Source organism: Pseudomonas sp. PS1(2021) (assembly GCF_020405165.1).
GTDB lineage: Bacteria > Pseudomonadota > Gammaproteobacteria > Pseudomonadales > Pseudomonadaceae > Pseudomonas > Pseudomonas aeruginosa.
This window is the reverse complement of sequence record NZ_CP084484.1, coordinates 1,455,616-1,482,164: the sequence shown is the minus strand read 5'-3', so window position 1 is coordinate 1,482,164 and position 26,549 is coordinate 1,455,616. Positions and strand designations below refer to the sequence as shown.

General features: G+C 64.8%; 25 protein-coding genes, 1 tRNA gene and 1 pseudogene. 18 read left to right on the top strand and 9 right to left on the bottom strand.

The genetic code is table 11. The features are described from left to right. Positions 1-39 precede the first annotated feature (39 nt). Positions 40-129 (bottom strand) — tRNA-Ser (locus tag LE197_RS07235). A 129-nt stretch (positions 130-258) separates the two neighbouring features. On the opposite strand from LE197_RS07235, the gene LE197_RS07230 reads away from it, so the two are divergent. The 7 genes from LE197_RS07230 to LE197_RS07200 all read left to right on the top strand — a co-directional run bounded on the left by LE197_RS07230 (position 259) and on the right by LE197_RS07200 (position 4,468). Beyond that, complete coding sequence (locus tag LE197_RS07230) at positions 259-927, top strand: Bax inhibitor-1/YccA family protein (RefSeq protein WP_033974782.1); 669 nt, start codon at positions 259-261, stop codon at positions 925-927. Positions 928-1,037: 110 nt separating this feature from the next. Further along, positions 1,038-1,433, top strand: a complete 396-nt coding sequence (gene tusD / locus LE197_RS07225; RefSeq protein WP_003090387.1) for a sulfurtransferase complex subunit TusD — start codon at positions 1,038-1,040, stop codon at positions 1,431-1,433. Next, complete coding sequence (gene tusC, locus LE197_RS07220) at positions 1,430-1,789, top strand: sulfurtransferase complex subunit TusC (protein WP_012613994.1); 360 nt, start codon at positions 1,430-1,432, stop codon at positions 1,787-1,789. The genes tusD and tusC overlap by 4 nt, the downstream gene beginning before the upstream one ends. Further along, entirely contained in the window at positions 1,789-2,094 is a 306-nt protein-coding gene (gene tusB / locus LE197_RS07215; RefSeq protein ID WP_003090391.1) for a sulfurtransferase complex subunit TusB, read from the top strand. Before tusC ends, tusB begins: the two co-directional genes overlap by 1 nt. After that, the gene (locus LE197_RS07210) at positions 2,091-2,426 is read left to right on the top strand and encodes a TusE/DsrC/DsvC family sulfur relay protein (protein WP_003119979.1); all 336 of its coding nucleotides are present in this window, start codon (positions 2,091-2,093) and stop codon (positions 2,424-2,426) included. The genes tusB and LE197_RS07210 overlap by 4 nt, the downstream gene beginning before the upstream one ends. Next, positions 2,423-3,406 carry a glycosyl transferase family protein gene (locus LE197_RS07205; protein ID WP_033892445.1) on the top strand — a complete coding sequence of 328 codons (984 nt, stop codon included), beginning with the start codon at positions 2,423-2,425 and terminating at the stop codon, positions 3,404-3,406. The genes LE197_RS07210 and LE197_RS07205 overlap by 4 nt, the downstream gene beginning before the upstream one ends. An 87-nt stretch (positions 3,407-3,493) precedes the next feature. Beyond that, the gene (locus tag LE197_RS07200) at positions 3,494-4,468 is read left to right on the top strand and encodes a glutathione S-transferase family protein (protein WP_003108775.1); all 975 of its coding nucleotides are present in this window, start codon (positions 3,494-3,496) and stop codon (positions 4,466-4,468) included. A gap of 4 nt (positions 4,469-4,472) precedes the next feature. Here LE197_RS07200 and cysG read toward each other — a convergent pair whose 3' ends face one another. From cysG to ftsK, 5 genes are all read right to left on the bottom strand, one after another. Then, on the bottom strand, positions 4,473-5,870 hold the full coding sequence (gene cysG / locus LE197_RS07195; protein ID WP_033936754.1) for a siroheme synthase CysG: 1,398 nt from the start codon (positions 5,868-5,870) through the stop codon (positions 4,473-4,475). 1 nt (position 5,871) lies between these two features. After that, positions 5,872-7,152, bottom strand: coding sequence for a serine--tRNA ligase (gene serS, locus LE197_RS07190; RefSeq protein ID WP_003160440.1), 1,281 nt, complete (start codon positions 7,150-7,152; stop codon positions 5,872-5,874). A gap of 121 nt (positions 7,153-7,273) precedes the next feature. Further along, positions 7,274-8,599, bottom strand: coding sequence for a replication-associated recombination protein A (locus tag LE197_RS07185; protein ID WP_003097632.1), 1,326 nt, complete (start codon positions 8,597-8,599; stop codon positions 7,274-7,276). Between the two features lie 9 nt (positions 8,600-8,608). Beyond that, positions 8,609-9,235 carry an outer membrane lipoprotein chaperone LolA gene (gene lolA, locus LE197_RS07180; protein WP_003090414.1) on the bottom strand — a complete coding sequence of 209 codons (627 nt, stop codon included), beginning with the start codon at positions 9,233-9,235 and terminating at the stop codon, positions 8,609-8,611. Positions 9,236-9,260: 25 nt separating this feature from the next. Beyond that, on the bottom strand, positions 9,261-11,696 hold the full coding sequence (ftsK, locus tag LE197_RS07175) for a DNA translocase FtsK (protein ID WP_003119977.1): 2,436 nt from the start codon (positions 11,694-11,696) through the stop codon (positions 9,261-9,263). Positions 11,697-11,923: 227 nt separating this feature from the next. Here ftsK and trxB point away from each other — a divergent pair, with 227 nt between their 5' ends. From trxB to infA, 4 genes and pseudogenes are all read left to right on the top strand, one after another. Next, the gene (gene trxB, locus LE197_RS07170) at positions 11,924-12,874 is read left to right on the top strand and encodes a thioredoxin-disulfide reductase (protein WP_003090421.1); all 951 of its coding nucleotides are present in this window, start codon (positions 11,924-11,926) and stop codon (positions 12,872-12,874) included. Positions 12,875-12,911: 37 nt separating this feature from the next. Continuing rightward, a pseudogene (aat, locus tag LE197_RS07165) lies at positions 12,912-13,591 on the top strand (leucyl/phenylalanyl-tRNA--protein transferase). 54 nt (positions 13,592-13,645) lie between these two features. Continuing rightward, positions 13,646-14,353 (top strand): arginyltransferase, encoded by a 708-nt coding sequence (locus LE197_RS07160; protein ID WP_003097644.1) that lies wholly within the window; start codon positions 13,646-13,648, stop codon positions 14,351-14,353. Between the two features lie 104 nt (positions 14,354-14,457). After that, entirely contained in the window at positions 14,458-14,676 is a 219-nt protein-coding gene (infA, locus tag LE197_RS07155; protein ID WP_002553999.1) for a translation initiation factor IF-1, read from the top strand. An 81-nt stretch (positions 14,677-14,757) separates the two neighbouring features. On the opposite strand, the gene clpA is transcribed toward infA, so the two are convergent. After that, positions 14,758-17,034: an ATP-dependent Clp protease ATP-binding subunit ClpA gene (gene clpA / locus LE197_RS07150; RefSeq protein ID WP_003090432.1), complete on the bottom strand. Its 2,277-nt coding sequence runs from the start codon at positions 17,032-17,034 to the stop codon at positions 14,758-14,760. A 27-nt stretch (positions 17,035-17,061) separates the two neighbouring features. Further along, a complete protein-coding gene (gene clpS, locus LE197_RS07145) occupies positions 17,062-17,430 on the bottom strand; it encodes an ATP-dependent Clp protease adapter ClpS (protein WP_003097649.1) in 369 nt (122 codons plus the stop codon). A gap of 225 nt (positions 17,431-17,655) precedes the next feature. On the opposite strand from clpS, the gene cspD reads away from it, so the two are divergent. Continuing rightward, the gene (cspD, locus tag LE197_RS07140; protein WP_003090435.1) at positions 17,656-17,928 is read left to right on the top strand and encodes a cold shock domain-containing protein CspD; all 273 of its coding nucleotides are present in this window, start codon (positions 17,656-17,658) and stop codon (positions 17,926-17,928) included. A gap of 72 nt (positions 17,929-18,000) precedes the next feature. On the opposite strand, the gene icd is transcribed toward cspD, so the two are convergent. Continuing rightward, on the bottom strand, positions 18,001-19,257 hold the full coding sequence (gene icd / locus LE197_RS07135) for an NADP-dependent isocitrate dehydrogenase (RefSeq protein ID WP_003090436.1): 1,257 nt from the start codon (positions 19,255-19,257) through the stop codon (positions 18,001-18,003). A gap of 358 nt (positions 19,258-19,615) precedes the next feature. On the opposite strand from icd, the gene LE197_RS07130 reads away from it, so the two are divergent. From LE197_RS07130 to purB, 6 genes are all read left to right on the top strand, one after another. Continuing rightward, on the top strand, positions 19,616-21,841 hold the full coding sequence (locus LE197_RS07130; RefSeq protein ID WP_023086114.1) for an NADP-dependent isocitrate dehydrogenase: 2,226 nt from the start codon (positions 19,616-19,618) through the stop codon (positions 21,839-21,841). A gap of 86 nt (positions 21,842-21,927) precedes the next feature. After that, positions 21,928-22,398 carry an NUDIX hydrolase gene (locus LE197_RS07125; protein WP_003097654.1) on the top strand — a complete coding sequence of 157 codons (471 nt, stop codon included), beginning with the start codon at positions 21,928-21,930 and terminating at the stop codon, positions 22,396-22,398. Between the two features lie 43 nt (positions 22,399-22,441). After that, on the top strand, positions 22,442-23,569 hold the full coding sequence (mnmA, locus tag LE197_RS07120; protein WP_023103061.1) for a tRNA 2-thiouridine(34) synthase MnmA: 1,128 nt from the start codon (positions 22,442-22,444) through the stop codon (positions 23,567-23,569). Beyond that, positions 23,566-24,186: a high frequency lysogenization protein HflD gene (hflD, locus tag LE197_RS07115; RefSeq protein ID WP_003090440.1), complete on the top strand. Its 621-nt coding sequence runs from the start codon at positions 23,566-23,568 to the stop codon at positions 24,184-24,186. The genes mnmA and hflD overlap by 4 nt, the downstream gene beginning before the upstream one ends. A 2-nt stretch (positions 24,187-24,188) precedes the next feature. Continuing rightward, the gene (locus LE197_RS07110; RefSeq protein ID WP_003097658.1) at positions 24,189-25,079 is read left to right on the top strand and encodes a DMT family transporter; all 891 of its coding nucleotides are present in this window, start codon (positions 24,189-24,191) and stop codon (positions 25,077-25,079) included. A gap of 75 nt (positions 25,080-25,154) precedes the next feature. Then, positions 25,155-26,525 (top strand): adenylosuccinate lyase, encoded by a 1,371-nt coding sequence (purB, locus tag LE197_RS07105; RefSeq protein WP_003097660.1) that lies wholly within the window; start codon positions 25,155-25,157, stop codon positions 26,523-26,525. The last annotated feature ends 24 nt before the right edge of the window (positions 26,526-26,549 follow it).

Genomic DNA, 26,549 nt, shown 5'->3' with positions numbered 1-26,549 from the left:
CAAAAGCCCCGCTCAGCGGGGCTTTTCAGTACGCGGATATGGCGGAGGCGGTGAGATTCGAACTCACGGAAGAGTCTCCCCTTCGACGGTTTTCAAGACCGTTGCCTTAAACCACTCGGCCACACCTCCGCATCGCGGGGCGCCATAGTACCGGATAGCAACACACTGTCAAACTCTATCGATTGGCCCTGGCAGAGGCTTTGCTATCATGCCCATCAGTACGTCATGGACCCGTTCCCGTTAAGGAGTACCCACACCATGCAAGAACAGCAATATCAGCTGAACTCCGCCGTCTCGGAACAGCGTGAAGTCAGCGGCGTTCTGCGCAATACCTACGGCCTGCTGGCACTCACCCTGGCCTTCAGCGGCCTGGTGGCCTACGTTTCGCAGCAGATGCGCCTGCCCTATCCGAACGTGTTCGTGGTGCTGATCGGCTTCTACGGCCTGTTCTTCCTCACCGTGAAGCTGCGCAACAGCGCCTGGGGCCTGGTCAGCACTTTCGCCCTGACCGGCTTCATGGGCTACACGCTCGGCCCGATCCTCAACATGTACCTCGGCCTGCCCAACGGCGGCAGCGTCATCACTTCGGCGTTCGCCATGACCGCCCTGGTGTTCTTCGGCCTGTCCGCCTATGTGCTGACCACCCGCAAGGACATGAGCTTCCTGTCCGGCTTCATCACCGCCGGCTTCTTCGTCCTGCTGGGCGCCGTGCTGGTATCGCTGTTCTTCCAGATCAGTGGCCTGCAACTGGCGATCAGCGCCGGCTTCGTCCTGTTCTCCTCGGCGATGATCCTCTACCAGACCAGCGCGATCATCCACGGCGGCGAACGCAACTACATCATGGCCACCATCAGCCTGTACGTGTCGATCTACAACCTGTTCATCAGCCTGTTGCAGATCTTCGGCATCGCCGGCGGCGACGACTGATAGAAAACGCCTCCGGAAAAGCCCGTCCCCGCGACGGGCTTTTTCATTTGCGGACCGGCAAAACACAGGCATTGGTTTATCATTCGAAGAAATCCTTCGCGTATCGCAGCATGAAATTCGCCATCGCCCTATTCGACCCTCCCCACTCCCCCGCCGCCCGCCGCGCGCTGCGCTTCAGCGAAGCCGCGCTGGCCGGCGGGCACGAAATCGTCCGCCTGTTCTTCTACCAGGACGGCGTGCACAGCGCCTCGGCCAACGTCGTGAGCGGCCAGGACGAGTTCGACCTGCCCGCCGCCTGGCGCGAGTTGGTCGAGCGCAACGGCCTGGACGCCGTGGTCTGCATCGCCGCCGCCCTGCGCCGCGGCGTGCTGAACGCCGAGGAAGCCGAACGCTACGGCCGTCCCGGCGCCAACCTTGGCGCACCATGGGAACTGTCCGGACTCGGCCAGTTGCACGAGGCGGCGCAAAGCGCGGACCGCCTGGTCTGCTTCGGAGGCGACCGATGAGCCAGTCGCTGCTGATCATCAGCCGCCAGTCGCCCTGGTCCGGCCCGAGCGCCCGCGAGGCGCTGGACATAGCCCTGGCCGGCGGCGCCTTCGATCTACCGGTCGGCATGCTGTTCCTCGACGACGGCGCGTTCCAGCTGGCTCCCGGCCAGCAACCTGCGCACCTGCAGCAGAAGGACCTGCAGGCCAACCTGCAGGCCCTGCCGATGTTCGGCGTGGACGACCTCTACGTCTCGGCCCGCAGCCTGCGCGAGCGTGGCCTGGCGGAAGAGCGCCTGGCCCTCGCGGTCGAGGTGCTCGACGACCAGGCCCTGCGCGACCTGCTGCAACGCTACGACCAGGTGATTACCCTCTGATGGCCACGACCCTCCACGTACTGTCCCGCTCGCCGTTCAATGACGGCCGCCTGGGCAGTTGCCTGTACCTGCTCAACCCCGGCGACGGCCTGCTGCTCTGCGGCGACGCCGTGCACGCCCTGCTGGCCGGCAGCCACGCCTGCCAGGCCCTGGAACTGATGCCGGCGGAAATCGAACTGTTCGCCCTGCTGGAAGACCTCCAGGCGCGCGGTATCGAGGACGTCCCCGCTCGCCTGGTGGCGGTGGACTACCCCGGCTTCGTCGAACTCGCCACCCGCTTCGACAAGGTCAACAGTTGGCTATGACGCTCCTTATGCTGGAAGGCCGGGAAATCCGGCTGGACAAGGACGGCTACCTCGCCGCCCTCGACGATTGGTCGGAGCCGGTGGCGGAAGCCCTGGCCGCCCGCGAGGAGCTGGCCCTGACCGCCGAGCACTGGGAGATTCTCCAACTGCTCCGCGAGTTCTATGCGGAGTTCCAGCTGTCTCCGGCCAACCGCCCGCTGATCAAGTACGTCGCCCAGCGACTGGGTCCGGACAAGGGCAACAGCCTGCACCTCAACCACCTGTTCAAGGGCGCCCCGGCCAAGCTTGGCGCGAAGCTGGCCGGCCTGCCGAAACCGAGCAACTGTCTATGACTCTCTCGACTCCCGCCGAACATCCGTTCGCCCAGTTCGTCCGCATCCTCGGCAAAGGCAAGCGCGGAGCGCGCAGCCTGACCCGGGAGGAAGCCCGCGAGGCCCTCGGCATGATCCTCGACGGCAGGGTCGAGGATGCCCAGCTGGGCGCCTTCCTCATGCTCCTGCGGCACAAGGAGGAAAGCAGCGAGGAACTGGCCGGTTTCACCGAGGCGGTGCGCGAACGCCTGCAAGTCCCGTCCTTGCGCGTCGACCTCGACTGGCCCAGTTACGCCGGCAAGAAGCGCCACCTGCCCTGGTACCTGCTGGCCGCCAAATGCCTGGCCGGCCATGGCGTGCGCATCCTCATGCACGGCGGCGGCGCGCATACCGCCGGACGCCTGTACAGCGAACAGTTGCTGGCGGCGCTGGAGATCCCGCTCTGCCACGACTGGCTGCAGGTAGAACAGGCCCTGGAGCGCGGCCACCTGGCGTTCATTCCGCTCGGCGCCTGGATGCCGGTGCTGCAACGTATGATCGATCTGCGCAATACCCTCGGTCTGCGCTCGCCGATCCATTCGCTGGTTCGCCTGCTCAACCCCCTGAATGCGGATTGCATCCTGCAGAGCATCTTCCACCCCGGTTACCAGGAAACCCACCGCGAGGCCAGCCGCCTGCTCGGCGACCGGGCCATCGTCATCAAGGGCGAAGGCGGCGAGGTCGAAGTCAACCCGGACGTCGTCGCCCACCTGTATGGTTGCGACCAGGGCGAAGCCTGGGACGAGGAATGGCCGGCATTGTCGACGCACCGGCACATGAAGCCGGAACAGCTCGACCCGGGTTTCCTTCGGGCCGTCTGGGACGGCCGCGAAGGCGACGCCTATGGCCACCTGGCGGTGCTCTCCAGCATGGCCCTGGCGCTACGGGCCCTTGGCAAGAATCGCGAAGAAGCCTTCAAGGAAGCCGCACACTACTGGGCGACCCGAAACGAATCGATCTGATCGATACGAATAGCCCTTTATTTATATAAATTTATCGATCAACCGACACTAGACTGTTCCTCCAACGACGTATGGAGGAACCCGCTCATGGGACAGTTGATCGATGGCCGCTGGCACGACCAGTGGTATGACACACAGAAAGACGGCCGCTTCCAGCGCGAAAACGCCCAGCGCCGCCATTGGCTGGGCGAGCCGGCGTTCCCCGCCGAGGGCGGGCGCTACCATCTCTATGTCTCGCTGGCCTGCCCCTGGGCCCATCGGACCCTGATCGTGCGCAAGCTGAAGGGGCTGGAGTCGCTGGTGGATGTTTCGGTGGTCAGTTGGCTGATGCGCGAGAACGGCTGGACCTTCGACCCCGCCCACGGCTCCACTGGCGATCGCCTCGACGGCCTGGCCTTTCTGCACCAGCGCTATACCCGCGACGACCCGCACTACAGCGGCCGGGTCACGGTGCCGCTGCTGTGGGACAAGCGGGCGCAGAAGATCGTCAACAACGAATCAGCCGATATCGTCCGCATCTTCAACAGCGCCTTCGACGCCATCGGCGCCAACGCGCTGGACTTCTACCCGGAGCCGCTGCGCGAGGAGATCGAACGCCTCAACGGACGCATCTATCCTGCGGTCAACAACGGCGTGTACCGTGCTGGCTTCGCCACTCGCCAGGACGCCTACGAGGAGGCCTTCGTCCAGTTGTTCGAGGAGCTGGACTACCTGGAAGGCTTGCTCGGCGAACGCCGCTACCTGGCCGGCGAATACCTGACCGAGGCCGATATCCGCCTGTTCACCACCCTGGTGCGCTTCGATGCGGTGTACCACGGACACTTCAAGTGCAACCTGCGGCGCATCGAAGACTACCCGAATCTTTCCGGCTGGTTGCGCGAGCTGTACCAACGTCCGGGCATCGGCGAGACAGTGGACTTCGAACATATCAAGGGGCACTACTACGCCAGCCACCGCACCATCAACCCGACCGGGATAGTACCGCTGGGCCCGCGTCTCGACCTGGCGCGCGCGCCAGGCCGGGAACGACTTCCCGGCAAGGGCATCTGGGGAGAAGGCTGAAGGCTCAGGCGTCCTCGCGGGCGCCTTCGAACCAGGCCAGCTTGTCGCGCAGTTGCACGACTTCGCCGACGATCACCAGGGTCGGCGCATGCACTTCGTGCTCAGCCACCAGTTGCGGCAGGTTTTCCAGGGTTCCGGTGAATACCCGCTGCTGGGCGGTGGTCCCCTGCTGGATCAGCGCCGCCGGGGTCTGGGCGGAGCGACCGTGGGCGACCAGTTGCTCGCAGATCACCGGCAATCCCACCAGGCCCATGTAGAACACCAGGGTCTGGCCAGGCGCTACCAGGTCCTGCCACGGCAGGTCGGTGGTGCCGTCCTTCAGATGACCGGTGACGAAACGAACCGATTGCGCATAATCGCGATGAGTCAGTGGAATCCCGGCGTAGGCCGCGCAGCCGCTGGCCGCGGTGATTCCCGGCACGACCTGGAAAGGTATGCCGTGGGCAGCCAGTTCGTCGATTTCCTCACCGCCGCGGCCGAAGATGAACGGGTCGCCACCCTTCAGGCGCAGCACGCGCTTGCCCTGGCTGGCCAGCTCCACCAGCAGGCGGTTGATCCGATCCTGCGGCACCGCATGTTCGGCGCGGCGCTTGCCGACGTACAGGCGTTCGGCATCGCGGCGGCATAATTCGAGGATCGACGGCGCCACCAGGCGATCGTAGAGCACCACGTCGGCCTGCTGCATCAGGCGCAGGGCACGGAACGTCAGCAGGTCCGGATCCCCCGGCCCGGCCCCGACCAGATATACCTCGCCCGTGGCTATGTGCGCGAGGCCGCCGGCCAGGTGCTCCTCCAGGAGACGCTCGGCTTCCGCCGGACGGCCGGCCAGGACACGCTCGGCGATCTCGCCCTGGAACAGGTTTTCCCAGAACACCCGGCGCTGCTGCAGGTCGGGTAGCAATTCCTTGACCCGGTGGCGGAAGCGGCTGGCGAGTCCGGCCAGTTGCCCGTAGGTCGAGGGAATCCAGGTTTCCAGCTTGGCCCGGATCAGCCGCGCCAGCACGGGCGCATCGCCGCCGCTGGAGACCGCCACCACCAGCGGCGAACGGTCGACGATGGCCGGGAAGATCACGCTGCACAGGGCCGGCGCGTCCACCACGTTGACCGGTATCCCGCGCGCATTGGCCGCTCGCGACACCTCGGCGTTCAGCGGTTCGTCGTCGGTGGCGGCGATGATCAGGGCGCAGCCGGGCTGGTCGCCGTCCTGGTAGTCGCGTTCGAGCAGCTCGCCGCCGCCCTGCTCCACCAGATGCCGCAGTTCGATGTGGATCTGCGGCGCGACCACGCGCAGGCGCGCGCCGGCGTCGGCCAGCAGGCGCGCCTTGCGCAGGGCGACTTCGCCGCCGCCGACCACCAGCGCGAGGCGCCCTTGCAAGGAGTGGAACAGCGGCAGGAAATCCATGTCAGCCGATCACCTCGATGCCAGCCATGTAGGGCTTGAGGACTTCCGGCACACGGATCGAGCCGTCCGCCTGCTGGTAGTTCTCCAGTACCGCCACCAGGGTACGGCCGACGGCCAGGCCGGAGCCGTTGAGGGTGTGCACCAGCTCGGGCTTGCCGGTTTCCGGATTGCGGTAGCGGGCCTGCATGCGCCGGGCCTGGAAGTCGCCGCAGTTGGAGCAGGAGGAAATCTCGCGGTACTTGTCCTGGCTGGGAACCCAGACTTCCAGGTCGTAGGTCTTGGTCGCACCGAAGCCCATGTCGCCGGTGCACAGCGCCAGCACCCGATACGGCAGCTCGAGCAGTTGCAGGACGCGCTCGGCGTTGGCGGTCAGGCCTTCCAGCGCCTCGTAGGAAGTGGCCGGATCGACGATCTGCACCATCTCCACCTTGTCGAACTGATGCTGACGGATCATGCCGCGGGTATCGCGCCCGGAGGCACCGGCCTCGCTGCGGAAGCACGGGGTATGGGCGACGAACTTCAGCGGCAATTGCTTGGCGTCGAGGATCTGCCCGGAGACGATGTTGGTCAGCGAAACCTCGGCGGTCGGGATCAGGTAGAGGTCAGCTTCGCCGTCGCGGCCGATCTTGAACAGGTCCTCCTCGAACTTCGGCAACTGGCCGGTGCCTTGCAGCGCCGGAGCCTGGACGAGATAGGGGGTGTAGGCCTCCTCGTAGCCATGCTCGGCGGTATGCAGGTTGATCATGAACTGCGCCAGGGCGCGATGCAGGCGGGCGATCGGGCCGCGCATAAGGGCGAAGCGCGCGCCGGAAAGCTTGGCGGCGGTCTCGAAATCCAGCCAGCCGTACCGTTCACCGAGGGCGACATGGTCCTTGACCTCGAAATCGAAGGTCTTCGGCGTGCCCCAGCGACGCACTTCGACGTTGGCGTCCTCGTCGGCACCGACCGGCACCGACTCGTGCGGCAGGTTGGGAATGCCCAGCAGCATGGCATCCAGTTCGCCCTGGATGGCGTCCAGCTGGCGCTTGCCTTCCTCCAGCTCGGAGCCCATGCGATCGACATCGGCCAGCAGCGGCGCGATGTCCTCGCCACGCTGCTTGGCCTGGCCGATCGCCTTGGAACGCGCGTTGCGCTCGGCTTGCAGCTGCTCGGTACGGGTCTGTACCGACTTGCGCTGCTCTTCCAGCGCTTCGATGCGTGCGACATCCAGTTGGAAGCCACGGGTGGCCAGGCGGGCAGCCACTTCTTGCGGCTGGGTGCGTACCAGTTTGGGATCGAGCATGCTCTTTTCTCGTCTCGTGTCGGTTATCGGCGGTTCGTGGCCCGGCTGGCGCTTCGCCGGCCCCGGCGACGTCATCGACGCCGTCGCGGAAGCCTGGCTAGCTCCGCCGAGCCCATACCGCTCAGGATTTTCTGCGTTGGCGGGGACTGGTGCGATCCAGCTCGGCCAGGTGTTCCAGCTTGTCGCGGATCTTCAGTTCCAGGCCCCTCGGCACCGGTTGATAGTAACGCCGCGGCTCCAGATCCTCGGGGAAATAATCCTCTCCGGCGGCATAGGCATCCGGCTCGTCGTGGGCGTAGCGGTATTCCTCGCCATAGCCAAGGCTCTTCATCAATTTGGTCGGCGCGTTGCGCAAGTGCAATGGCACTTCCCGCGAGCCGCTTTCGGCGACGTCGCGCATCGCCGCGTTGAACGCGCTATACACCGCATTGCTCTTCGGCGCACAGGCCAGGTAGACGATGGCCTGGGCCACCGCCAGCTCGCCTTCGGGGCTGCCCAGGCGCTCCTGCACGTCCCAGGCCGACAGGCATAGGCCGAGGGCGCGAGGATCGGCGTTGCCAACCTCCTCGCTGGCCATGCGCACCACCCGCCGGGCGATGTACAGGGGATCGCAGCCGCCGTCGAGCATACGCGCGAACCAATAGAGTGCCGCGTCGGGATTGGAGCCGCGCACCGACTTGTGCAGCGCGCTGATCTGGTCGTAGAACGCCTCGCCGCCCTTGTCGAAACGTCGGCGGGTATCGCCGAGCAGATTCTGCAGCAGCTCGGGGCTGATCTCGCTGCCGTCCTCGGCGAGGTCGGCAGCGTTCTCCAGCAGGTTCAGCAGGCGCCGCCCATCGCCGTCGGCGGCGGCCAGGAGAACCTGGAAGCTCTCCTCCGGCAGCCTCAGCTTGCGCTTGCCGAGGCCCTTGTCCTCGTTCAGCGCACGGCCCACCAGCTTGCGCAGGGCGGCTTCGTCGAGGCTCTTGAGGACATACACGCGAGCCCGCGAAAGCAGCGCATTGTTCAACTCGAAGGACGGGTTCTCGGTGGTCGCGCCAATGAAGATCAGCGTGCCGTCTTCCACATAGGGCAGGAAGGCATCCTGCTGGCTCTTGTTGAAGCGGTGCACCTCATCGACGAACAGGATGGTCCGGCGCCCGTATTGCGCCGCGTGCTGCTTGGCCACCTCGACCGCCTGGCGGATCTCCTTGACCCCGGACAGCACCGCGGAAATGGTCTCGAAATGGGCGTCCGACACCTGCGCCAGCAGCCGCGCCAGGGTGGTCTTGCCGACTCCCGGCGGGCCCCAGAAGATCATCGAGTGCAGCGCGCCCTGCTCCAGCGCCTCGCGCAAGGGCTTGCCGCGGGCCAGCAGGTGTTCCTGCCCCACGTACTCGTCCAGGTTTGCGGGCCTCAGCCGTGCCGCCAGGGGCTGCGCGACGGGCTCGCTGCGGAACAGATCCACGGCTTGCGCTTACTCCTGGATCACGTCGACGCCCGGCGGAACGTCGAAGGTGAATTGCTTGGCATCCAGCGCCTCGTTCATCTTCACGTCGAAGAACAGGATGTTGGTGCGCTGGCCGACGCCATCGATCATCTGCATGTCGTTCACCTTGCCGCTGCGGAACGACAGGCGCAAGGTGTCGAAGAGGGTGTCCTTGGTCTTCGGCTTGAGCACGAAATCGACTACGTTGCCGCCTTCCTTGTAGGTGATGGCGAAGCTTTCGCTGATCTTCGAGATGTCGCCGGAGAGCAGCAGCGCCGGCGTCTGGGTCAGGCGCTGATCGAGCTTCTGGATGGTCACCTGCTCCAGGTCCGGGTCGTACAGCCAGACCTTCTCGCCGTTGGAAATGAGCAATTGCTCGTTCGGCGCATCGGTATGCCAGCGGAACAGTCCCGGCCGCTTCAGGCTCAGTTGGCCGGCGGTTTCCTGCAGGCGCGTGCCGCTACCGTCCAGGGTCAGTTGGGAAAAACGCGCGGTCAGGGTCTGGGCCTTGTTCAGCAGGCCGGTCAGGCGCTGGACAGCGGCGCTGTCGTCGGCATGGGCCAGCGAAGCGCCCATGGCCAGGGCGGCAACGAACAACGTGCGGATCAGTCGCATCGGAATCCTCTAAAACCTGTCGGGTTCAATCACGAACCGGCGCCGGCGCGATGACTTCGCGGGAGCCGTTGGTATTCATCGGGGTGACCACGCCGGCCATCTCCATCGCCTCGATCATCCGCGCGGCGCGGTTGTAGCCGATCTTCAGCTTGCGTTGCACGGCGGAGATCGATGCCCGGCGACTCTCGGTGACGAAACGTACCGCCTCGTCGTAGAGCGGGTCGTCCTCGCTGCCTTCGCCGGAGCCGTCGCCGCCATCGAAGGAACCGCCACCGCTGCCGCCTTCGTCGACGCCAGCGAGGATGTCCTCGATGTAGTCGGGCGCGCCGCGCAGCTTCCAGGCCTCGACCACCCGGTGCACCTCGTCGTCGGAAACGAAGGCGCCGTGCACGCGAATCGGCAGGCCTGTGCCCGGCGGCAGGTAGAGCATGTCGCCGTGGCCGAGAAGTTGTTCGGCGCCACCCTGGTCGAGGATGGTGCGCGAGTCGATCTTGCTGGAGACCTGGAAGGCGATCCGGGTCGGGATGTTGGCCTTGATCAGGCCGGTGATCACGTCCACCGACGGCCGCTGGGTCGCCAGGATCAGGTGGATACCGGCCGCCCGCGCCTTCTGCGCGATACGGGCGATAAGCTCCTCGACCTTCTTGCCGACGATCATCATCATGTCGGCGAATTCGTCGACCACCACCACGATGGTCGGCAGGGTGCTCAGCTGCGGCGGCTCGTCGTCCGGGCTTTCGCGACGGAACAGCGGGTCGGTCAGCGGCGTGCCAGCCTCCTCGGCGTCCTTCACCTTGCGGTTGAAGCCAGCCAGGTTGCGCACACCCATGGCCGCCATCAGGCGGTAGCGCCGCTCCATCTCCGCCACGCTCCAGCGCAGGGCGTTGGCGGCTTCCTTCATGTCGGTGACCACCGGGCAGAGCAGGTGCGGGATCCCTTCGTAGATCGACAGTTCGAGCATCTTCGGGTCGATCATGATCAGTCGCGCCTCGCTCGGCGTGGACTTGAACAGGATCGACAGGAGCATGGCGTTGACCCCCACCGACTTACCGGAGCCGGTGGTACCGGCCACCAGCAGGTGCGGCATCTTCGCCAGGTCGGTGATGATCGGCCGACCGCCGATGTCGTGGCCCAGGGCCAGCGGCACGGTGGACTTGTGCTCGTCGTACTCCGGCGACGACAGCACTTCGGAGAAGCGCACCATCTGCCGGTCTTCGTTGGGAATCTCGATGCCGACGGTGGTCTTGCCGGGAATCACTTCCACCACCCGCACGCTGATCACCGCCAGCGAGCGCGCCAGGTCCTTGGCCAGGTTGGAAATGCGGCTGACCTTGACCCCCGCCGCGGGCTGGATCTCGAAACGGGTGATCACGGGGCCCGGATGCACCGAATCCACGCTGACCTCGACGCCGAACTCCTTCAGCTTGATCTCCAGCAGGCGCGACATCGCCTCCAGCGACTCGGGCGAGTAGCTCTTCTGCTTCACTTCCGCCGGATCGAGCAGCGACAGCGGCGGCAGGGTGCCCTCCACCGCCGTATCGACGAACAGCGGCGCCTGCTTCTCTTTCAGCACGCGCTTGCTCGGCTCCGGGGCCTTCGGCGGCGGTGGCGGATCGATCTTCGGCGGCGGGCGCTTCTCCCGCTCGCTCATGTGCTTGGCCAGGGCCTCTTCGCGTTCCAGCAGGCGCTCCTTGGCCTTGGACTGTTCGCGGCGGTCCGGCACGCTCGGCGCCACCACCTCGGCGACGCGCTCGTCGACCTCGCGCAGTTGCGCGACCAGTTGCTTGCGCTCGGCGCGCGCGCCCATCCAGCGATTGAAGGCGTTCTGGATCAGTTCGAAGAAGTCCAGGGTGATCTTGCCGGTGACATCCATCACCTTGAACCAGGAGAGGTCGGCGAACACCGTCAGGCCGAAGAGGAACAGGGCGAAGAACACCAGCGTGCTGCCCTGCACGTTCAGCGCATCCACCGCGACGCGGCCCAGGCTCTGGCCGATGGCGCCGCCGGCCGAGGCGCTGGCCGGCATGTGGCCGCTGGCGTGGAAATGGATGTAGGCCAGTGCCGAGCCGGCCAGGATCAGGAAGATCAGCCCGACCAGGCGCCAGGAAAACAGCCAGGTGTTCCATTCCCACGGCAGGTTGCGGCGGCGGAATACCTGCCAGGTCTTGATGCCCAGCAACAGCGGAAAGAGGTAGGCGAAGTAGCCGAGCGTCATGAACAGGATATCGGCGGATACCGCACCGAGCCGACCGGCGGCATTCTGCACCTGGTCAACCTGGCTCGAGTGACTCCAGCTCGGATCGGCCGGGTCATAGGTGAGCAGAGCCATCCACAAGTACAGGCAGAGCGCGCCCAGCGCGATCAGGACCCCTTCCTTCAGGCGGGAATGCAGTTGCTGACGCCATGCGGCGGCATGGCTCGCGGTGGTCGAATCCTTCAAATCGCTATTTTTCCTGCGCACGGCTGGTGCTTTAGAAGCTGTCTTGGTCAAAACGCGCCTATTGTACGGCTTTAGGGAAACTCTGAAAAATCACACCCGAAATCAGCGGCAATCCGTGCGTGGCTGATCCCGGCCCCGGGGTTTTGCCGGCCTTTTGCGGATAGGTGTAGCATAGCCGGCAGAACTCTTCAGGCGGCTCCATTGGAGCACGCATTTTCTTATGTGACAAAGGCTTATGGAGTCTTTTTATGAGTGAAGTCAAGCATTCGCGCCTCATCATCCTGGGCTCCGGTCCGGCCGGCTATACCGCCGCCGTGTACGCCGCACGCGCCAATCTCAAGCCAGTGGTGATCACCGGCATCCAGCCAGGCGGCCAGCTGACCACCACCACCGAAGTCGACAACTGGCCGGGCGACGTCGAAGGCCTTACCGGCCCGGCGCTGATGACCCGCATGCAGCAGCACGCCGAGCGTTTCGACACCGAGATCGTCTACGACCACATCCACACCGCCGAGTTGCAACAGCGCCCCTTCACACTGAAGGGCGATAGTGGCACTTATACCTGCGATGCATTGATCATTGCCACCGGTGCCTCCGCGCAATACCTGGGCATGTCGTCGGAAGAAGCCTTCATGGGCAAGGGCGTTTCCGCCTGCGCCACCTGCGACGGCTTCTTCTACCGCAACCAGGTGGTCTGCGTGGTCGGCGGCGGCAATACCGCCGTCGAGGAAGCGCTGTACCTGGCCAACATCGCCAAGGAAGTCCACCTGATCCACCGTCGCGACAAGCTGCGTTCGGAGAAAATCCTCCAGGACAAGCTGTTCGACAAGGCCGAGAACGGCAACGTGCGCCTGCACTGGAACACCACCCTGGACGAGGTGCTGGGCGACGCCAGCGGCGTCACCGGCGTACGCCTGAAGAGCACCATCGACGGCAGCACCAGCGAACTGTCGCTGGCCGGCGTGTTCATCGCCATCGGCCACAAGCCGAACACCGACCTGTTCCAGGGCCAACTGGAAATGCGCGACGGCTACCTGCGGATCCACGGCGGCAGCGAAGGCAATGCCACCCAGACCAGCATCGAAGGCGTGTTCGCCGCCGGCGACGTGGCCGACCACGTCTACCGCCAGGCCATCACTTCCGCCGGCGCCGGCTGCATGGCCGCGCTGGATGCCGAAAAATACCTCGACGACCATTGATCGGACCCGGGGGAGGCCCGCCCTCCCCTACCCCGCCATGCTGACCTGGCTTTCCCGCACCGACTTCGACTTTCCGCCCCTCGACAAGGCCCTGCAGGAGCCCAACGGGCTGCTCGCGGCCGGCGGCGACCTCAATCCGCAACGCCTGGTCGCAGCCTATCGCCACGGCTGCTTCCCTGGTACCAGGATGGCCAGCCGATCCTCTGGTGGTCGCCCGACCCGCGCACCGTCCTGTTCCCCGACGAACTGCACGTTTCCCGCAGCCTGGCCAAGTGCCTGCGCCAGCAACGCTTCGAAGTCACTTTCAACCGTGACTTCCGGGCGGTGATCCAGGCTTGTGCCGCGCCGCGTGACTACGCCGACGGCACCTGGATCACCACGCCGATGCAACTGGCCTACCAGGAGCTGCACCTGCGCGGCATCGCCCACTCCGTGGAAGTCTGGCAGGAGCGACAACTGGTCGGCGGCCTCTACGGCCTGGCCATGGGCAGGCTGTTCTTCGGCGAATCGATGTTCAGCCGCGCCGACAACGCTTCCAAGGTCGGCTTCGTCACGCTGGTCCGCCATCTGCGCGACGCCGGCTTCGTCCTCATCGACTGCCAGATGCCGACCCGCCACCTGCACAGCCTGGGCGCCCGCGCCATCAGCCGGGGGGAATTCGCCGACTACCTGCAACGCTATCGCGACCAGCCTCCTACCGGCGACCTGGATTTTTAGGCGAGTTTCCGTGCCTGGCATAAACTTGCTTATGGGTCCCTGCTGGAGTTCACCATGACCGAACTCGCCCGACTGAAGTTCTACGCGACGCAACCGCACCCGTGCAGCTACCTGCCCGAGGAGCAGGCAACCACCCTGTTCCTCGATCCCAGCCAGCCCATGGACACGCAGCTGTACGCCTCGCTGTCGGAGGTCGGCTTCCGCCGCAGCGGCGACCATCTCTATCGTCCGCACTGCCAGCATTGCACCGCCTGCATCGCCGCGCGCATACCGGTCGCCGGCTTCAGCCCGAACCGCCAGCAGCGGCGCATCCTCAAGCGCAATGCGGAACTGCAGGTGATCCGCAAGCGACCGAGCTTCAACGAGGAGTACTACGACCTGTATCGGCGCTACATCGAGCAACGCCACGCCGACGGCGACATGTATCCGCCCAGCCGCGACCAGTTCGCCACCTTCCTGGTTCGCGACCTGCCCTTCTGCTGCTTCTTCGAGTTCCGCCTGCATGGCCGCCTGCTGGCCATAGCCGTGACGGACGTGCTGCCGAACGGACTCTCGGCCGTCTATACCTTCTACGATCCCGACGAAGAGCAGCGCAGCCTGGGACGCTACGCGATCCTCTGGCAGATCGCCGAGACCGAACGCCTGGGCCTGCAGGCCGTCTACCTGGGCTACTGGATCAAGAATTGCCGCAAGATGAACTACAAGACCCAGTACCGGCCCATCGAACTGTTCGTCAACCAGCGCTGGGTCGCCCTCACCTGATAGCCGTGTGGCGCTATTGTCGATTTTCTGGCACAATGCACGCCGCTTTTCACGGCCCACCTCTCATTGAAAGGGCCACCCATAGATACCGAGGGCTCTACTGCATGTCGAAAGAAGACAGCTTCGAAATGGAAGGTACTGTCGTCGACACCCTGCCCAACACCATGTTCCGTGTGGAGTTGGAAAATGGGCACGTCGTCACCGCGCACATCTCCGGCAAAATGCGCAAGAACTACATCCGCATCCTCACCGGCGACAAGGTCCGCGTGGAACTGACGCCCTACGACCTGAGCAAGGGCCGCATCACCTACCGCGCCCGCTGAGTCGACACGAGCCGCTGCGGCTCGCCGATTGCAAAAGAAAACGCCCGGCATCTGCCGGGCGTTTTCGTTGCCGCGCTCGGATCAGGCGGGCTCCGCCGCCGTGATCTCGAACTCGAAGGCCAGCTCGTCGCCCTTCAGGTCGACATGCACCAGGCCGCCATGCTCGGCCAGCTCGCCGAACAGGATCTCCTCGGCCAACGGCCGCTTGATCTTGTCCTGGATAAGCCGCGCCATCGGTCGCGCACCCATCTGCACGTCGTAGCCCTTCTCCGCCAGCCAGCCGCGCGCCGCATCGCTGACCTCGAGCTGGACGCGCTTGTCCTCCAGCTGCGCCTGCAGCTCGGTGAGGAACTTGTCGACCACGCTCTTGATCGTCTCGGTGCTCAGGCGGCCGAACTGGATGATGGTATCCAGGCGGTTGCGGAACTCCGGGGTGAAGCTCTTCTTGATCACTTCCATCGCATCGGTGGTGTGATCCTGCTGGTTGAAGCCGATCGACGCGCGCGCCGCCACTTCCGCGCCGGCGTTGGTGGTCATGATCAGGATGATGTTGCGGAAGTCCGCCTTGCGCCCGTTGTTGTCGGTCAGGGTGCCGTGGTCCATCACCTGCAGCAGCAGGTTGAAGACCTCCGGGTGAGCCTTCTCGATCTCGTCGAGCAGCAACACGCAGTGCGGGGTCTTGGTGATCGCCTCGGTGAGCAGGCCGCCCTGGTCGAAGCCGACGTAGCCCGGAGGCGCACCGATCAGCCGCGACACGGTATGCCGCTCCATGTACTCGGACATGTCGAAGCGCACCAGCTCCACACCCAAGGCCTTCGCCAACTGCCGCGCCACCTCGGTCTTGCCCACGCCGGTGGGACCGGCGAAGAGGAATGAGCCGACCGGCTTGTCCGGCGCCTTGAGCCCGGCCCGGGACAGCTTGATCGCCGTGGACAGCGACTCGATGGCGTCGTCCTGGCCGAACACGGTCAGCTTGAGGTCGCGTTCGAGGTTGCGCAGCAACTCCTTGTCGGAGGTGGTGACGTGTTTCGGCGGGATCCGCGCAATCTTCGCCACGATATCCTCGACCTGCGCCACCTCGATGCGCTTCACGCGCTTCTCTTCCGGCTGCAGGCGCTGGTAGGCGCCCGCCTCGTCGATGACGTCGATGGCCTTGTCCGGCATGTGCCGGTCGTTGATGTAGCGCGCCGCCAGCTCGGCCGCGGCGCGCAGCGCCTCGTCGCTGTACTCGATGTGGTGATGCTGCTCGAAGCGCCCCTTGAGGCCCTTGAGGATGCCATAGGTGTCTTCCACCGACGGCTCGGTCACGTCGACCTTCTGGAAGCGCCGCGCCAAGGCCCGGTCCTTCTCGAAGATGCCGCGGAACTCCTGGAAGGTGGTCGAGCCGATGCAGCGGATCTCGCCCGAGGACAGAACCGGCTTGAGCAGGTTGGAGGCGTCCATTACCCCGCCGGATGCCGCACCGGCGCCGATGATGGTATGGATCTCGTCGATGAACAGCACCGCGTGCGGGCGCTTGCGCAACTCGTTGAGCAAGGCCTTGAAGCGCTTCTCGAAGTCGCCGCGGTACTTTGTACCCGCGAGCAAGGCACCCAGGTCGAGGGAGTAGACCACGCTGTCGGCCAGCAGGTCCGGCACCTGGCCATCGACGATGCGTTTGGCCAGGCCCTCGGCGATGGCCGTCTTGCCGACCCCCGCCTCGCCTACCAGCAGCGGGTTGTTCTTGCGCCGGCGGGCAAGGATCTGCGCCACCCGCTCGACTTCATGCTCACGCCCCACCAGCGGGTCGATCCGCCCCTGGCGAGCCAGTTCGTTGAGGTTGCTGGCATAGGCGTCCAGCGGATGGTTGGACGTGGCCGACTCGCCACCTTCCTCATCCTGCATATCCTGCTCCCCATCCTGCGGATGTTCGGCATGCCCGGGCACCTTGGAGATACCATGGGCGATGTAGTTCACCACATCGATACGCGCGATGCTCTGCTGCTTGAGCAGGAACACCGCCTGGCTTTCCTGTTCGCTGAAGATCGCCACCAGGACATTGGCCCCGGTCACTTCGCGCTTGCCGGAACTCTGCACGTGGAACACCGCACGCTGCAGGACGCGCTGGAAGCCCAGCGTCGGCTGGGTTTCGCGCTCGTCGTCGTGCTGCGGGATCAGCGGCGTGGTGGAATCGATGAATTCCTGCAGGTCGCGCCGCAGCTTGTCCAGGTTGGCACCGCACGCACGCAATACCGTTGCCGCCGCCTCATTGTCCAGCAAGGCCAGCAGCAGGTGCTCAACCGTCATGAATTCATGGCGTTTGGCCCTCGCCTCCTTGAAGGCGAGATTGAGGGTGACTTCGAGCTCTCGATTCAACATGGCTTCACCTCGCTCCCAAACATCCGATCAACTGTCTTTCTCTATCTCGCAGAGCAATGGATGCTGGCTCTCCCGTGCATACTGATTGACCTGCATCGCCTTGGTTTCGGCCACGTCCCGGGTAAACAAGCCGCAGACCGCCTTACCCTGAGTATGTACCGTCAACATGATCTTGGTGGCTTTTTCCCGGTCCATGTTGAAGAACACTTCCAGCACTTCAACAACAAAGTCCATCGGCGTGTAATCGTCGTTGAACAGTACCACCTTATACAACGGTGGCGGCTGTAATACAGGCTTCGACTCCTGTACCGCGAGCCCCGCCCCTTCGTCCTCGTGCTCATGAGGCTCGGGATGGTCCTGATTGAATGTTAGTCGAATCTGGCTAGGTGCATGCATGAGGAAAAAAAGCTTTGCCTTTCTGGAAAGTTATGGACCGACATGATGTTGATCCGTTTCTCAGGCGTATGGTTCAGCGCCTTGACTAACTGCAAAAGGGTGTTACAAACAATGGAATACCCCTACAGGGTATCAGGGGTTCCGCACCCGTCTCGACCCAGGTCGGACGCGGGATCGTAGTGGATGATACTCCAGCGTTGGAGTCCTTTGCAGAGGGATATGAGCATGCTCAGCGGTAAGGTCAAGTGGTTCAACAACGCCAAGGGCTACGGGTTCATCCTGGCCGAGGGCCGAGATGAGGACCTGTTCGCCCATTACTCGGCCATTCAGATGGACGGTTACAAGACACTCAAGGCGGGCCAGCCGGTCAATTTCGAGATCATCCAGGGACCGAAGGGACTGCATGCCATCAACATCAGCCCCGCCACCGCGACAACCGCCGCACCCTCCGCCCCCGCCCCGCAGGAAGAGCCGCAGGCGACGCCCATCGAAGCCTGACCCCAGCGCGGATGCGGAAATGAAAAAGGCCGGTGCGAACCGGCCTTTTTCTCGTTCGGGCGCTAGCCCTTCCTACATCTTGGCAATCATCGCGTCGCCGAACTCCGAGCAGGACAGCAGGGTCGCGCCGTCCATCAGGCGTTCGAAGTCATAGGTCACGGTCTTGGCGGCGATCGCCCCGTTGGTGCCCTTGATGATCAGGTCGGCCGCCTCGGTCCAACCCATGTGGCGCAGCATCATCTCCGCGGAGAGGATCAGCGAACCCGGGTTGACCTTGTCCTGGCCGGCGTACTTCGGCGCGGTGCCGTGGGTCGCCTCGAACATGGCCACCGAATCGGACAGGTTGGCGCCGGGCGCGATGCCGATGCCGCCGACCTCGGCCGCCAGGGCGTCGGAGAGATAGTCGCCGTTCAGGTTCAGGGTGGCGATCACGTCGTACTCGGCGGGGCGCAGCAGGATCTGCTGCAACATGGCGTCGGCGATCACGTCCTTGACCACGACGTTCTTGCCGGTCTTCGGATTCTTGAACTGCATCCACGGACCGCCGTCCAGCAGCTCGGCGCCGAATTCATCGCGCGCGACTTCGTAGCCCCAATCCTTGAAGGCACCCTCGGTGAACTTCATGATGTTGCCCTTGTGCACCAGGGTCACCGAACTGCGGTCGTTGTCGACGGCGTATTGCAGGGCCTTGCGCACCAGGCGCTTGGTGCCTTCCTGGGAAACCGGCTTGATGCCGATGCCGCAGTTCTCGGTGAAGCGGATCTTCTTGACGCCCATTTCCTCGGTGAGGAACTTGATGACCTTCTCCGCTTCCGGCGAACCGGCCTTCCACTCGACGCCGGCATAGATGTCCTCGGAGTTCTCGCGGAAGATCACCATGTCCACGTCGCCGGGCTTCTTCACCGGGCTGGGCACGCCTTCGAACCAGCGTACCGGGCGCTGGCAGACGTAGAGATCGAGTTGCTGGCGCAGGGCCACGTTCAGGGAGCGGATGCCGCCACCGACCGGGGTGGTCAGCGGGCCCTTGATGGAAACCACGTAGTCGCGTACGGCGTCCAGGGTTTCCTGGGGCAGCCAGGTGTCCTGGTCATAGACCTGGGTGGCCTTCTCGCCGGCGTAGACTTCCATCCAGGCGATCTTGCGCTCGCCCTTGTATGCTTTTTCCACTGCAGCGTCGACAACCTTGATCATGACCGGGCTGATATCGACGCCGATGCCATCACCCTCGATGAACGGGATGATCGGGTTCTTCGGTACGCTCAAGGACATGTCGGCATTCACAGTGATTTTGTCACCGGTCGCCGGCACCTGGATCTTTTGGTATCCCATGCTGAACTCCGTGTTGTGGTTAAAACCCTGTTGCAGCCTTCTAGGGTAGCCCAGTTGTCCGCCCGGAAACCACATCTTCCTTAGTCTAAACAGGCGAGCGCATCAGCCCGGCGAGAGGGTGGTATACTGCGCGCCATGACTTCGCAGTCATCGAGGTCCGAGCAGTCTGGGACCAGACCCTCTCCCCTCGCAGCGTCGGGTTCGCCACCATGAACCCGCCGTACAACGCTCTACTGGCGCCCCTATATCCCGCGGCATATCTCGATTTCGATTCAACCCGATGTTGAGCGAAGGCATCGCGTCCACCAACGCGTATCGAGACTCTGTGCGCGCCCAGCAAAAAAGAGAGTTACCGTAGATGTCCATCCGCTCGAAGATCACCTACACCTTCACCGACGAAGCACCCGCGCTCGCCACCTACTCGCTCCTCCCCATCGTCAAGGCCTTTGCCGCTTCCGCCGGCATCGACGTCGAGACCAGCGACATCTCTCTTGCAGGACGCATCCTGGCCAACTTCGCCGACCGCCTCGAAGCCGACCAGCGTATCGAAGACGACCTCGCCCGCCTGGCGGTCCTGGCCACCTCGCCCGACGCCAATATCATCAAGCTGCCCAACATCAGCGCCTCGGTGCCCCAGCTGAAAGGCGCGATCGCCGAGCTGCAGGGCCTGGGCTACAAGCTTCCCGACTTCCCGGAAGACCCGCAGACCGACGAAGAGAAAGAGGTTCGCGCACGCTACGCGAAGATCCTCGGCAGCGCCGTGAACCCGGTCCTGCGCGAAGGCAATTCCGACCGTCGCGCGCCTGCCGCAGTGAAGGCCTACGCCCGCAAGCACCCGCACTCCATGGGCAAGTGGAGCATGGCCTCGCGCTCCCACGCCGACTACATGCGCGGCGGCGACTTCTTCTCCAGCGAACAGTCCATCACCATGGCCAAGGCCGGTGACGTGCGCATCGAATTCGTCGGCAAGGACGGCAAGGTCGAGGTCAAGAAGCAACTGAGCCTGCAGGAAGGCGAAGTGCTCGACAGCATGTTCATGAGCTGCGGCAAGCTGCGCGACTTCTTCGAGAAGACCCTGCAGGACTGCAAGGAAACCGGCGTCATGTGGTCCCTGCACGTCAAGGCGACCATGATGAAGATTTCCCACCCGATCGTCTTCGGACATGCGGTGAGCGTCTACTACAAGGACGTCTTCGACAAGTGGGGCCAACTCTTCGAAGAGCTCGGCGTGAACCCGAACAACGGTATCTCCAGCGTCTACGACAAGATCAAGTCGCTGCCCGCCTCCCAGCAGGAAGAGATCCTCCACGACATCCACGAGGTGTACAGCCACCGCCCGGAAATGGCGATGGTCGACTCCGTGAAAGGCATCACCAACCTGCACATTCCGAGCGACGTCATCGTCGACGCCTCGATGCCGGCGATGATCCGCAACTCCGGCCAGATGTGGGGCAAGGACGGCAAGCAGAAAGACACCAAGGCGGTAATGCCGGAAAGCACCTACGCCCGCATCTACCAGGAGATGATCAACTTCTGCAAGACCAACGGCGCCTTCGACCCGACCACCATGGGCAGCGTGCCGAACGTCGGCCTGATGGCGCAGAAGGCCGAGGAATACGGCTCCCACGACAAGACCTTCGAAATGACCGCCGACGGCACCATGCGCGTGGTCCTGGCCGACGGCAGCGTGCTGATGCAGCACGAGGTGGAGACCGGCGACATCTGGCGCGCCTGCCAGACCAAGGACGCACCGATCCGCGACTGGGTCAAGCTGGCCGTCACCCGCGCACGCCAGTCCGATACCCCGGCGATCTTCTGGCTGGACCCGGAGCGCGCCCACGACCGCGAACTGCGCAAGAAGGTCGAACTGTACCTCAAGGACCACGACCTGACCGGTCTCGACATCAGCATCATGGGCTACAACGAGGCCATTCGCGTCAGCATGGAACGCCTGATCCGCGGCAAGGACACCATCTCGGTGACCGGCAACGTCCTGCGCGACTACCTGACCGACCTGTTCCCGATCATGGAACTGGGCACCTCGGCCAAGATGCTCTCCATCGTTCCGCTGATGGCGGGCGGCGGCATGTACGAAACCGGCGCCGGCGGCTCGGCACCCAAGCACGTCCAGCAACTGGTGGAAGAGAACTACCTGCGCTGGGACTCCCTGGGCGAGTTCCTGGCCCTGGCCGTGTCCCTGGAGGAAACCGGGATCAAGACCGGCAACGCCAAGGCCAAGCTGCTCGGCAAGGCGCTGGACGAAGCCACCGGCAAGCTGCTGGACAACAACAAGTCGCCGTCGCGCAAGGTCGGAGACATCGACAACCGCGGCAGCCACTTCTACCTGGCGATGTACTGGGCCCAGGCCCTGGCCGCCCAGGACGAAGACGCTGAGCTGAAAGCGCACTTCGCACCGCTGGCCAAGGCCCTGACCGAGCAGGAAGCGACCATCGTCGCCGAACTCAATGCGGTCCAGGGCAAGCCGGCCGAGATCGGCGGCTACTATCGCTCCAACCCGGAGCTGACCAGCAAGGTGATGCGCCCCAGCGCCACCTTCAACGCGGCGATCGACAGCCTGGCCTGATGGCGTCACGCTGACGAAGCAGAAACCCCGGGCCTACGCTCGGGGTTTCTTTTTATCGAGGCCTTTTCCGTACCGAGGAGACATCCATGAGCTGGCATCCCCATGTCACCGTAGCGACCATCGTCGAGGACCAGGGCCGCTTCCTGCTGGTCGAGGAACAGGCCGACGGCCGCGAGGTGCTGAACCAGCCCGCCGGGCACCTGGAGCCCGCCGAAAGCCTGCTCGAGGCCGCCCTGCGCGAAACCCTCGAGGAAACCGGCTGGGAGGTCGAGCTGAGCGCCGTCACCGGCATCTACCTGTACACCGCGCCGTCCAACGGTGTCACCTATCAGCGCGTATGCTTCGCCGCCCGCCCCGTGCGCCACCACCCCGAGCGCGCCCTCGACGACGGCATCATCGGCCCGCGCTGGCTGACCCGCGACGAACTGGCCGCCCAGCCGCAGCGCTGGCGCAGCCACCTGGTGCTGCGCTGCATCGACGACTACCTGGCCGGCGGCCGCTATCCCCTGGCGCTGATCCGCGACACCCACGTGTCGCCCTCCCTACCCCAGGCCTGATAGAATCCGCGTTTTACGAATTCGCCCGTGACGCCTGATCGCTATGTCTGAATCCGCCCCCACCCCACGCCGCGAGCGCGTGATCGTCGGCATGTCCGGCGGCGTCGACTCGTCCGTCTCCGCCCTGCTCCTGTTGCAGCAGGGCTATCAGGTCGAAGGCCTGTTCATGAAGAACTGGGACGAGGACGACGGCACCGAATACTGTACCGCCCGCGAGGACCTGGCCGACGCCCAGGCCGTCTGCGACCGGATCGGCATCAAGCTGCACACGGCGAACTTCGCCGCGGAATACTGGGATAACGTGTTCGAGCACTTCCTTGCCGAGTACAAGGCCGGCCGTACGCCGAACCCGGACATCCTCTGCAACCGCGAAATCAAGTTCAAGGCGTTCCTCGACTACGCGCTGATGCTCGGCGCGGACCTGATCGCCACCGGCCACTATGTGCGGCGCCGCGACCGCGACGGGCGCACCGAGCTGCTCAAGGGCCTGGACCCGAACAAGGACCAGAGCTACTTCCTGCACGCGGTGGGCGGCGAGCAGATCGCCCGCAGCCTGTTCCCCGTCGGCGAACTGGAGAAGCCGGAAGTCCGCGCCATCGCCGAGAAGCATGGCCTCGCCACGGCGAAGAAGAAGGACTCCACGGGCATCTGCTTCATTGGCGAGCGACGCTTCACCGATTTCCTCAAGCAGTACCTGCCGGCCCAGCCGGGCGACATCGAGACCACCGAAGGCAAGGTCATCGGTCGCCACAGCGGCCTGATGTACCACACCATCGGCCAGCGCCAGGGCCTCGGCATCGGCGGTCTCAAGGAAGCCGGCGACGATCCCTGGTACGTGCTCGGCAAGGACCTGCAACGCAACGTGCTGCTGGTCGGCCAGGGCAACGACCACCCGCTGCTGTTCTCCCGCGCCCTGCTGGCCTCGCGAATCTACTGGGTCAACCCGGTCGAACTGGAGCGGCCGCGCCGCCTGCGGGCCAAGGTGCGCTACCGGCAGAGCGACCAGGACTGCATCCTGGAGAAAACCGCCGAAGGCTACCGCGCGGTGTTCGACGAACCGCAGCGCGCAGTGACCCCGGGGCAATCGGTGGTGTTCTACGACGGCGACGTCTGCCTCGGCGGCGGCGTGATCGAAACGGCGGAAGCCTGGGATTTCGGAGGACGCCCGTGAGCGATCCGCGACAGCAACTGATTGCCCTCGGCGCCGTCTTCGAATCCGCAGCCCTGGTCGACAAGCTGGCACGCACCGGACAGATCAGCGAAGCCCCGCTGGGCTGCATGCTCGGCAGCCTGCTGGCGCGCAACCCGGCCAGCACCCTGGACGTCTACGGTGGCGACAGCCTCAACCTGCGCGACGGCTTCAAGGCCCTGGCCAGCGCCCTGGAGCGCAAGCCCGGCAGCCTGCAGCGCGAACCGCTGCGCTACGCCCTGGCGATGCTGACCCTGGAACGGCAACTGGACAAGCGCGGCGATATGCTCGACCTGATCGGCCAGCGCCTCGACCAGGTCGAACAGCAGGTCCAGCACTTCGGCCTGGTCCACGAGAACGTCATCGCCTCCTTCGCCAGCATCTACCAGGACACCCTCAGCACCTTCCGCCAGCGCATCCAGGTACACGGCGACATGCGCCACCTGCAGGTCAGCAGCAACGCCGCGCGGATCCGCGCCCTGCTGCTCGCCGGCATCCGCTCGGCGCGGCTCTGGCGGCAACTGGGCGGCAGCCGCTGGCAGATGGTATTCAGCCGGCGCCGGCTGCTCAACGAACTCTATCCCCTGCTGCGCGGCTAGCCATGGCCATGGCCGGGAGCCAGCCGCAACGGCGCAACAGCCCGACCCAGGGCGCCGCCATGCTGGCTCTTTCGGCGCTGTTCTTCGCCCTGATGGGCGGCCTGATCCGCGAGGCCTCCAGCACCGTCAACAACGAAACCGTGGTGTTCTTCCGCAACCTCGTCGGCGTGCTGTTCTTCCTGCCCCTGGCGCTGACTCGCGGCATCGGCCCGCTGCGCACCCGCCGCCCGCTATCGCACCTGCTGCGCACCACCTACGGCCTGGGCGGCATGTACTGCTACTTCTACGCCCTCGCCCACCTGCCGCTGACCGACGCCATGCTGTTCAGCTATGCCGCGCCGGTGTTCACGCCGCTGATCGCACACCTGTGGATCAAGGAGCCGCTGACCCGCCGCATGATGGTCGCCACCCTGGTCGGCTTCCTCGGCGTGCTGCTGGTGGCCAGGCCCAGCGGCGCGGTAGTGGCGCCGATCGCCCTGGTCGGCATCGCCTCCAGCCTGATGGCTGCCTGCGCCTTCGTCTCGATCCGCGAAATGAGCGACAGCGAGCCAGCCTATCGCATCGTGTTCTACTTCGCCCTGTTCGGCACCCTGTTCTCCGCCGTGCCGCTGGCCTGGGCCTGGCAGCCGCTGAACGGCCAGGAACTGCTCCTGCTGCTCGGCGCCGGACTGTTCGCCAGCCTCGGCCAACTGACCATGTCGCAGGCCTATGCCCTGGCCTCCCCGGGAGTGATCGGACCGATCGCCTACATGGCCATCGTTTTCGCCGGGGTGATCGCCTGGCTGCGCTGGGACGAACTGCCCAGCCACACGTCGCTGCTCGGCGCCGCCCTGATCTTCGCCGCCAGCCTGATCCCCCTGCTGGGCAACCGCCCCGCCGAAAGGCCCCGCTGAATGCCCCACCGGGGCGCACCTTTCATGTATGATATGCGCCCCTTTTTCGTTGACTTCCAGCCACGAGAACGTCTCATGCAGCTTTCCTCGCTCACCGCGGTATCCCCCGTCGATGGCCGCTATGCCGGCAAAACCAGCAGCCTGCGTCCGATCTTCAGCGAATACGGCCTGATCCGTTTCCGCGTCATGGTGGAAGTCCGCTGGCTGCAGCGCCTCGCCGCCCACGCCGGGATTCCCGAGGTCGCGCCGTTCTCCGCCGAAGCCAACGCCCTGCTCGACAGCCTGGCCAGCGACTTCCAGCTGGAACACGCCGAACGCATCAAGGAAATCGAGCGCACCACCAACCACGACGTGAAAGCCGTGGAGTACCTGCTCAAGGAACAGGCCGCCAAGCTTCCGGAGCTGGCCGCGGTCAGCGAGTTCATCCACTTCGCCTGCACCTCCGAGGACATCAACAACCTGTCCCACGCCCTGATGCTCCGCGAGGGTCGCGACAGCGTGCTGCTGCCGCTGATGCGCCAGATCGCCGAGGCCATCCGCGAACTGGCGGTGAAACTCGCCGACGTGCCGATGCTCTCCCGCACCCACGGCCAGCCTGCCTCGCCGACCACCCTGGGCAAGGAACTGGCCAACGTCGTCTACCGCCTGGAGCGGCAGATCAAGCAGGTCGCCGGCATCGAGTTGCTGGGCAAGATCAACGGTGCCGTGGGCAACTACAACGCCCACCTGTCCGCCTATCCCGAAGTCGACTGGGAAGCCAACGCGCGCCAGTTCATCGAAGGCGACCTCGGCCTGACCTTCAACCCCTACACCACTCAGATCGAGCCGCACGACTACATCGCCGAGCTGTTCGATGCGATCGCCCGCTTCAACACCATCCTCATCGACTTCGACCGCGACGTCTGGGGCTACATCTCCCTCGGCTACTTCAAGCAGAAGACCGTGGCCGGCGAGATCGGCTCCTCGACCATGCCGCACAAGGTCAACCCGATCGACTTCGAGAACTCCGAGGGTAACCTCGGCATCGCCAACGCGCTATTCCAGCACCTGGCCAGCAAGCTGCCGATCTCGCGCTGGCAGCGCGACCTGACCGACTCCACCGTGCTGCGCAACCTCGGCGTCGGCATCGCCCACAGCGTCATCGCCTACGAGGCCAGCCTGAAGGGCATCGGCAAGCTGGAGCTGAACGCCCAGCGCATCGCCGAAGACCTGGACGCCTGCTGGGAAGTCCTCGCCGAGCCGGTGCAGACCGTGATGCGTCGCTATGGCGTGGAAAACCCCTACGAAAAGCTGAAGGAACTGACCCGCGGCAAAGGCATCAGCGCCGAAGCCTTGCAGACTTTCATCGAAGAGCTGGCGATTCCCGCCGAGGCCAAGGTCGAGCTGAAGAAGCTGACCCCGGCCGGCTACGTCGGCAATGCCGCCGCCCAGGCCAAGCGCATCTGAGCACGCAACCCTTTTGCACGCCCG